The 6,457-nt window shown below is 54.4% G+C and carries 6 protein-coding genes; 3 read left to right on the top strand and 3 right to left on the bottom strand.

The window, feature by feature from the left end; translation table 11 throughout:
• Window positions 1-149 precede the first annotated feature (149 nt).
• On the bottom strand, window positions 150-1,013 hold the full coding sequence (gene yghU, locus MYY08_RS04165; protein WP_288013381.1) for a glutathione-dependent disulfide-bond oxidoreductase: 864 nt from the start codon (window positions 1,011-1,013) through the stop codon (window positions 150-152).
• A 264-nt stretch (window positions 1,014-1,277) separates the two neighbouring features.
• Between yghU and MYY08_RS04160 the strand changes: the two genes are divergently transcribed.
• Both MYY08_RS04160 and MYY08_RS04155 read left to right on the top strand, forming a co-directional pair.
• Window positions 1,278-1,469, top strand: coding sequence for a hypothetical protein (locus tag MYY08_RS04160; protein WP_084970626.1), 192 nt, complete (start codon window positions 1,278-1,280; stop codon window positions 1,467-1,469).
• A 36-nt stretch (window positions 1,470-1,505) separates the two neighbouring features.
• Window positions 1,506-2,147 (top strand): deoxynucleoside kinase, encoded by a 642-nt coding sequence (locus MYY08_RS04155; RefSeq protein WP_288013377.1) that lies wholly within the window; start codon window positions 1,506-1,508, stop codon window positions 2,145-2,147.
• On the opposite strand, the gene MYY08_RS04150 is transcribed toward MYY08_RS04155, so the two are convergent.
• Window positions 2,140-2,385, bottom strand: coding sequence for a hypothetical protein (locus tag MYY08_RS04150; RefSeq protein WP_288013374.1), 246 nt, complete (start codon window positions 2,383-2,385; stop codon window positions 2,140-2,142). The genes MYY08_RS04155 and MYY08_RS04150 overlap by 8 nt on opposite strands.
• Before the next feature lie 310 nt (window positions 2,386-2,695).
• On the opposite strand from MYY08_RS04150, the gene MYY08_RS04145 reads away from it, so the two are divergent.
• On the top strand, window positions 2,696-5,638 hold the full coding sequence (locus MYY08_RS04145) for an autotransporter outer membrane beta-barrel domain-containing protein (RefSeq protein ID WP_288013371.1): 2,943 nt from the start codon (window positions 2,696-2,698) through the stop codon (window positions 5,636-5,638).
• A 72-nt stretch (window positions 5,639-5,710) separates the two neighbouring features.
• Here MYY08_RS04145 and MYY08_RS04140 read toward each other — a convergent pair whose 3' ends face one another.
• On the bottom strand, window positions 5,711-6,094 hold the full coding sequence (locus MYY08_RS04140) for a nitrous oxide-stimulated promoter family protein (RefSeq protein ID WP_038624177.1): 384 nt from the start codon (window positions 6,092-6,094) through the stop codon (window positions 5,711-5,713).
• Window positions 6,095-6,457 lie beyond the last annotated feature (363 nt).

Below are 6,457 nucleotides of genomic sequence, written 5' to 3'. Positions count from 1 at the left end.
GCGTATTATTAGTTGACGATAAGCATAACCGTACGGCATCCGTTATTCAGACAAATAACAGAATATCGAAAAAGAGAAAATAAGGAGAACGCAAGAGAGGCAAAACGAAATAACCGGGCGGAAAGCTGCCTTTCCGCCGCGTCTGAGCGTTAGCTCAGCTTATCTTCAGTGCGCAGTTCAAAATCCGAGGCGTCGTGACGCTCGCGCAGCTGCTGTGACGGTTCGCCCCAGGTGCGGTTTACGATGCGTCCGCGCTTAACGGCCGGACGCTCGCTAATCTCTTTCGCCCAGCGCTGCAAATGGGTGTAAGCGCTGACGTCGAGGAACTCCGCCGCTTCGTACAGACCGCCCTGCGCCAGTACGCCATACCACGGCCAGATCGCGATATCAGCGATGGTATATTCGTTGCCGGCGATATAACGATGCTGAGCCAGCTGACGATCCAGCACATCCAGCTGACGCTTCGCTTCCATCGCAAAGCGGTTAATGGCGTATTCAATTTTTTCCGGCGCGTAGTGATAAAAATGGCCGAAGCCGCCGCCCATGTAAGGCGCCGATCCCTGCAACCAGAACAGCCAGTTGAGCGTTTCGGTGCGCGCGGCGCGGTCCTGCGGCAGGAAGTGACCAAACTTCTCTGCCAGATAGAGCAGGATAGCGCCTGATTCAAACACGCGTACCGCCGGGCTTTCCGATACGTCGAGCAGCGCCGGGATTTTGGAGTTGGGGTTTACTTCGACAAAGCCGCTGGAGAACTGATCGCCTTCGCCGATGCGGATCAGGTGCGCATCATATTCCGCATCGCTCACGCCCAGCGCCAACAGCTCCTCCAGCAGGATCGTCACCTTCTGACCGTTCGGCGTGCCCATCGAATAGAGTTGCAGCGGATGCTTGCCGACCGGCAGTTCGGCGTCATGGGTGGCGCCCGCGATGGGACGATTGGTTTTCGACCAGCTGCCGGCGCCCTGCTGATCCCACTTCCAGACCTTCGGCGGCTGATAATTATTCTCTGACATAATGTGGTGTCCTTTATAGGTGATTAGCGACGCAGATAGTGCTGCTATCGAGTGTAGCAGTTGACCTTCAACAAACTTAACCGTGCTGGCTCTGCGTATCGTCATAACGACATGGCGCTGTCATTTTGACGCTGAACGCCTCTGTCAAAAAGACATGCCATGACTTTTTATTATTATTTTTTAATACGTTAACTATGGCATACGCTTTGCACTGACATCTGTGGAGACCCTGTTCTGTTGTTAGGCTAACCCTAAGGAGCCGCTATGTCCTGGTATGATGACTTACAATGTCAGGTAGAGAAGTGCGTCAGCGTTGAGCATGCTGCGCTGATGAGCGAACTGATGGTAGAAATTGGCGTGGACGAGATGATCGCCAGCAACGAGCGCCCTCGCCTGCTGCGCCATCCCGCCGGGAATCTTTTCAGCCGTTTACGCTATCGTTTATTCCGTAAGTAAAGAGAAAGCCGTACCCGCCACGCAGAAGGACATCGAATGAGAATTGTCGCCGTTGAGGCCAATATCGCCGCCGGTAAAAGTACCCTTGTCGGGCCGCTGGCGGAAAAACTGACGGCGCTGACCGGCGAAACATGGCGGCTGATGGTGGAGCCGGTGGACGCCGATCCACATTTTTTAGCGCTTTTACAGGATTTCACCGCCCGCCCTGACGACGCCAATGCGCGCATTCGCTTTCAGCTTTACATTACCCGCATGCGTCAGCGGCTGCTGCAAGCGCTGCCCGACGGCAACTATGTGATTGAACGCTCGCTTTACAGCGACGTGGTGTTCTGTCAGACCAACTTCCTGCAAACCGAGCGCCCTGACGCCCGCTATATGGATTACTACTACCAGATTAAGGCGTGCTTTAAAGATTACCCGCCCATCGACGTGGTGCTCTATATTGACCGCGATCCGCAGGCGTGCTTTGCAAGCTGTATGCAGCGCGCGCGGCCAGGCGAAACCGCCTATACGCTTGACTATTTTCAAGATCTGAAACGCTTCCACGACGCCTGTCTGCCGCAGCTGGTGCGGCACTATCCCGCACGCCTGATCGTCTGGCCGGTGGCGTCGGGCTTTGCCGATGTAGGGGCGCTGGCCACCAGCCTGGTGCAGCAAACCGGTTGGGGCGTCAATTAGTCGCGGCATCCTCTTTGTCGGCTGGCACTTTTCCGGCGACGCGGGCCGCCGCATCGGGTTGCTGCGCTCCGTCCAGCGCATTTATATCTTGCCTGACCCGCGCCGTCTTACGCAGATTGCTTATTTTGCCGCTGGCGTGCTTTTCTGCCTGAACAGCTTTTCCTGCCATAGCGCGTCCCATCAACAGCAACAAGCCCTCTGCCCTCACTAAGAAAAGTCTTAAGAAAAAATTTGCCATTACCCACATAGTGTCTAAGGTGTATAGATGAGATCTGGTAATGACCTTTTATTATCAGAAAAGGTTTAATAGAAAAAAGAAGGATAACTACATTTAACTTCAATAAATTATTCGCAGAACCACTTTTCTGAATGCCTCAGAAGATTATTCATATTGAATATCTCTTGCCTGTTAAATAACACCTTCGGCAAGGGGAAGAATATTATTATCAAAATTTTGGATACACGTTATGTCTGTTTTAAACACCGAGAAAAAAATAGCCGTTCAAATAGCTATGGCACTTTTGCCGATGTCAGTATGCGCGGCCGACATGGAAATTAGTGATGATGAGAAAGTTTCCGCCATTCTTGCTGACAGTCGTCCAGGCACGGCTGCTGCGCCAACGATTAAATTCAGTAATGACAATATTGTGGTTAACGGCAGCCTGACGATCGACAGCAGCGATATCATCCCGGAACAGGCGGAATATATTGTCCATGCCTATGGCCGCACTATCGATTTAGGTCAGAGAACGCATATTAATAGTGAAAATAGCCCTAACCTGGTGACGGCTGAAGCGGGCGGATTAATACGCGGCGCCGGTCTTAATATTAACGCGACTGATAATGCTTATGGTCAGGCAATGGGGCAGATGTACGGCATCAATGCTATTTCCTCACCTGGCACTGCGGAAGATAAACGTATCGATATTTCAGACACGACGCGCGTTACCCTGAATAACTTATCTGGTAATGCCACCGGCGTATCCGCTCACTGCGGATCGGCTGCCGACTGTAATACCAGCCAGAACGCCAATATGCAGTTTGGTGCTTTAGGCGTAAATGTTATCGCTTCGGGCGATGCAACGGGCATTGAAGCCATCGGACAGAATATTGCAATGGATGAATCTTCTGTTGTGGTTAACAGCGATAGCGGAGACGTGAATGTGCAGGGCATAGTCGCCAGCGGTGGCAGCATTAGCGTCGCCAGCTATACCGACCTTTCGGTTTCAGGCAATGGCGAGCTCACCGCAATTTCCGCCAGCGGCCCTTCAGCGTCAGGCCAGCCGAATATTGATTTGCAGGGCGGCGCTTCGCTGATGCTGATCAGGGATCGGAACAATACGCACGGCGTTAATGGCGTGGTGGCCGGGGACGGCGCAAACGTACACCTCACCGATACCTGGCTCACGCTCGCCAGCGACGCCAGCGTTAGCGAAACCGATCGTTTTTTGACGGCGAGCAATAGCCGTGACGATATCGCTTCAACCATTACGGTTGACGGCCAGCTGACCGTCGCCGTAAGCGAAGATTCACCGCTGCCCAGCGCCCTGACTTACGTCGGCGCCGAAGGCAATAGCCGCATCGATCTGAACGGCAGCGCGATATTGGGCGATCTGCGCAACGCGGATAATGCGACCGCATTTTATGCGCGTGACGGAGGCAACGTCACGCTAAACGATCGGCAGGTCCGCGCATGGGGGGCGGTAACGGCAGATAATGGATCTATTGATCTGCGCACGGCAGATAACGCTTATCTCTACAGCACCACCTCTACGCTGAACGGCGGCACGATCAATCTGGCGCTCAACGGCGCCAACAGCGTATGGGATATGACCGGCAGCTCCTCGCTGACCCATTTGCAGCTCAACGGCGGCACCATTAACTTCCTTAAAGATTCCGGCACCGAATTTAAAACGCTGAAGGTAAACGGAGACTACAGCGGCAACGGCGGATCGCTGGTGATGAACGTCACGCTGAACAGCGATAATGACTCGCCCAGCGACCGAATGATTGTCACCGGCAATACCAGCGGTAACACGACGGTGAAATTTAATCATATTTACGGCCACGGCGATCATACCGATATGGGTATAGAGCTGATCACGGTGAACGGCGTATCCGAAGGGCAGTTTATTCAGGATCGACGCATCGGCATCGGCCTGTATGACTATGCACTGGTGCAGAAAGGCAAAAACTGGTATCTGAGCAACAGCCTGGCGGATATTGAAAATAATGACACGATACCGGCGCCAGAGAGTCCTGATAACGACGCCAGCGATAACGGCGCCAGCGATAACGGCAACAGCGGCGGCTCGAACGGCGCTGGCGACAGCGGCAACACAGGCGGCTCGGACGGCGCCAACGATAATGGCAATACCGGCGGTTCGAACGGCGGCAACGGCAACAGCGGCGGTTCGAACGGCGACAACGGCAATGGCGGCGCTTCGAACGGCGACAATAGTAATACCGGCGATGCGAACGGCGATAACGGCAACAGCGGTAAGGTTGGGCGCTATGACTATACCAAAGTGTATCGCCCGGAAAGCGGCAGCTATATCGCCAACATGGCGGCGGTCAATACCCTGTTCCTGACGCGTCTGCATGACCGCCAGGGAGAGCATGAATATGTTGATTACGCGACCGGCGAACGTCATTCCACTACCCTGTGGATGCGCAATACCGGTTCGCACAGCCGTTTCGAAGAGGCAGGCGGCCAGCTGATTAGCCGCAGTAACAGCTATGTATTACAGCTCGGCGGCGATATAGCGCACTGGAGCAGTAACGCGCGCGACGGTGGACGGCTTGGCCTGATGGCGGGTTATGGCCATAACCGCAATAAATCACGGTCTGAGATTACTGGCTACACTTCGCGCGGCCAGGCTGATGGCTATAGCGTCGGGATCTACGGAACCTGGTTTGCCGACGAGGCCACGCGTACCGGCGCCTGGATCGATAGCTGGGTTCAGTACAGCTGGTTCCATAACTCGGTTTCCGGCGCTCAAATGCGCGAGGAGAAGTATCGCTCCGATGGCGTTACCGCCTCGCTGGAAGCAGGCTATGCGCTACCCATCGGCAGCTCGGAAAAGTTCAGCTACTGGCTTGAACCGCGTGGTCAGGCGGTGTGGATGAATGTGCAGGCGGACTCTCTGGTGGAAGATCAGGGAACGCACGTCAGCATGACCGGTTCCGGTAACGTCATGACGCAGCTGGGCATGCGCGTCTGGATGAAGGGCAAGCCGGAAAACGGTGTGGCGGACAGCTTCCGTCCCTACATCGAAGCCAACTGGATTCATCATACCCGCGACTTTGGGGTGAAGATGAACGGCGAAGGCAGCACAATGATCGGCAGCCGCAATCTGGCGGAAGCGCGTATTGGCGCTGAAGGCGAGGTCAACAGTCGCCTGGCGCTTTGGGCCGACGTGGGTCAGCGGACAGGCCAAAACAAGTATAGCGACACGCGCGGTACGGTGGGCATCAAGTTCCAGTTCTGATAACGCGTTCTGATTCGGCGCTGTAATAAGCGTGGACATAAGCGGTCCCCGTCTCGATTGGGGGCCGCGCTGTTAATGCTCTTCCGCAGGCGCGTTTTCATCGCGCGGCGGCCTGCGCTTCGGCTGATACTTTTCCGGCAGCGGCGGTACCGGTCGCCGATCGTCAATCAGATGGCGAATAGCGAGAATGGGATGACGCCAGAGCATGCGCGGCCCCGCCCAGCGCATAATCTGTTTCATCTCTTCGCGCTTTGCAGGCTGATAGCAGTGGATCGGACACTGTTTACAGGCGGGCTTCTCTTCGCCGAAGGCGCAGCGGTCAAGGCGCTTTAAAGCATAACGATGAAGTGCCTGGTATTTTTCCGCATTGGGCGACGCCTGTGGACAGCCTGACGCATACAGGTCGATCATTTTGGTGATGGTTTGCTTTTCTCGCTGAATACGTTTTCCTGACATAGCGCGTTGCCTGATAGCCCGGTGATCACAACGTGACGCGAACGTCACGGCACGGCCTATTTGTAGCGCAAAAAATCACCGCTGATATTAACCGCGATCAACAGATGTTTCTTAATCCTTATAAAGCGGCCGCTATGCAGCGGGCAGCGGATTATTTTCGCACCCATTAAACCCTGTATTCAACAGGGTTATTGGTTGACTAACGTTGCATTGTCGTAGTATGCCTGCTCACCCGCTCAGGCAAGGCGCGGCCTTTCAGCCTGCGTCCTTCAGTCCCTAATCAGTAGACTGGTATAAAAATATAAAATCCACCAGACGGCAATAAATAAGATAAAAGAGATAAATTCTCTTAAGGTTATATCC

This window comes from Mixta sp. (assembly GCF_024610815.1).
In the GTDB taxonomy this organism is placed as follows: domain Bacteria; phylum Pseudomonadota; class Gammaproteobacteria; order Enterobacterales; family Enterobacteriaceae; genus Mixta; species Mixta calida.
This window is presented reverse-complemented; position numbering and strand designations above follow the sequence as displayed.